The 1940-nt window shown below is 39.1% G+C and carries 1 pseudogene; it reads right to left on the bottom strand.

The features are described 5' to 3' along the window. Positions 1-1940 (bottom strand): annotated as a pseudogene (locus AOB46_RS22595) (DUF2723 domain-containing protein); the annotation flags it as partial.

Genomic DNA, 1940 nt, shown 5'->3' on the forward strand with positions numbered 1-1940 from the left:
TTACCCATCTGCTGAAGCTCTTTGATGAAAACATTGAATTTTTTATCAATAGGCTCTATGGATTTCACCAGATAAGCATATGCTTTTTCGTTCTGGCCGATTTTTTTGTAAGCATCGGTAACAGCAGAAACCACAAGAGAATATTCCATTGGTTTTGTTCTCATCTGTCTTCTTACATAGGTTTGGTCAATAGGGTCCAGACTTAAATAATAATCATATTCTTCAAAGATTCCTTTTTTAAGAATTTCAGCCAGCTGAAGACCTTTCTGTTCCTGCCCTGCAACGATATATCCGGTTACCATAGCGCTTAACGAACGCGGATCGTTGTATTTCTCGGCAGGAATTTCTCTTGCTGCAAGGTCAAGAATTTCAATCGCTTTGGCCTTTTGCCCGCTTAAGGCTAGTGCTGAAGCTGCTCTGCTCGCCGACATTCTGTAGCTCATAATATTTGAAGTAGCTGTTTCATCAAAATGAACATTTAAATTTTTAAAGTTCCCCCATCTGAAATTTTTCACCACATTATACAGTGAATTGGCATCTACTTTCCCCATATCTCCGTCCGGAGTCTGTACCGTGTGTACAGGAACTAACCTGTAGCTGAACCCGTCAAACTGAAGGTATTCGTTCAGATAGAAGATATTTTCGCTGTCATAGATTCCTCCTGAAGAGAAGTTGATCGGACGTTTCCAGTCAAAGTTCGCCAAAAGGTCCATCAGAATCAGGTTATTTTTATAAAGTGTGTTCCCTTTATAGGTGATCATGATCTGATTTACTACGTTCGGAAGATCTGCCTGGGTAATAATTCCTGCTTTTAAAGCATTTTCTTTGTTAACCGGAAGAATGAATTTATTAACCGGAAGAATGTTGTACTTCTCATATTTTTCTTCCCCGAAATACATTTTCAGAAGCTCATCTTTTTCAGGAGATTTGAACTTAATAAAGTTGATTGCTTCCTTCAGGGTCAGAGAATCCTGTGTAAGATATTTTCTGAAAGCCTGGAATTCCGTATCAGGAACACCCTGCTGTTTAAGCATGGAGAATACACTTTCCCAATCCTCTTTCTTCATCATGTAAATCTGGTCGTTTGAACCTTCTCTGTAATCCTCATGCGTCAGCTCACTTGGAATTCCTGCTGCATTGTATGTTTTTCTTTTGATCTGATCAAGGTTCCAAGGCGTTGAAGCAAGGGTGAAATTCACTACTTTCACATCATCCCTGAATCTTTCCGTCTCCTGGATTGCCCATACAGGATAAGTATCATTATCTCCGTAAACGAACAAAATATCATTTTTCGGAAGTGATTTTAATACTGAATAAGCATAATCATACGCAGTATATCTGTTGCTTCTGTCATGCACGTTATAGTTCTGGAATCCCATCATAAAAGGAACTCCCAATAAAATTACCCCTAAAGCAATATTGGCTCCGTTGGATTTTATTTTAGACTGAAGGAACCATAAAATGGCTCCGGCACCCATCCCGATCCAGATGGCAAAGGCATAGAACGAGCCTACCATGGCATAGTCTCTTTCTCTTGGCTCAAAAGGTTTTACCCCTGTATAGAAGATAATTCCCACACTTGTCAGGATAAACAGGGAAAGAAGGGCATAAAATCTACCGAAATCTCTGTTCAGCTGGAAAAAGAAACCGATCAATCCTAAAATTAACGGAAGGAAAAAGAATTTCACTGTGCTTTCATTCTGGAATTTTGCAGGCATTTTATCCTGATTTCCTAATAAAGCATTGTCTATAAAAGGAATTCCGGAGATCCAGTTTCCTTTTGTATTTTCCATGTTTCCTTCAAGGTCGTTCTGCCTTCCTACGAAGTTCCACATCAGGTAACGTACAAAATAATATCCGTTCTGGAAAGAAATGAAATAGTCAAGATTCTGGGCCAATGAAGGTTTCTGAACGTTGATCAGGTCGTATGGTTTTACTTT

It is taken from the genome of Chryseobacterium indologenes (assembly GCF_001295265.1).
GTDB classification, from domain to species: domain Bacteria; phylum Bacteroidota; class Bacteroidia; order Flavobacteriales; family Weeksellaceae; genus Chryseobacterium; species Chryseobacterium indologenes_A.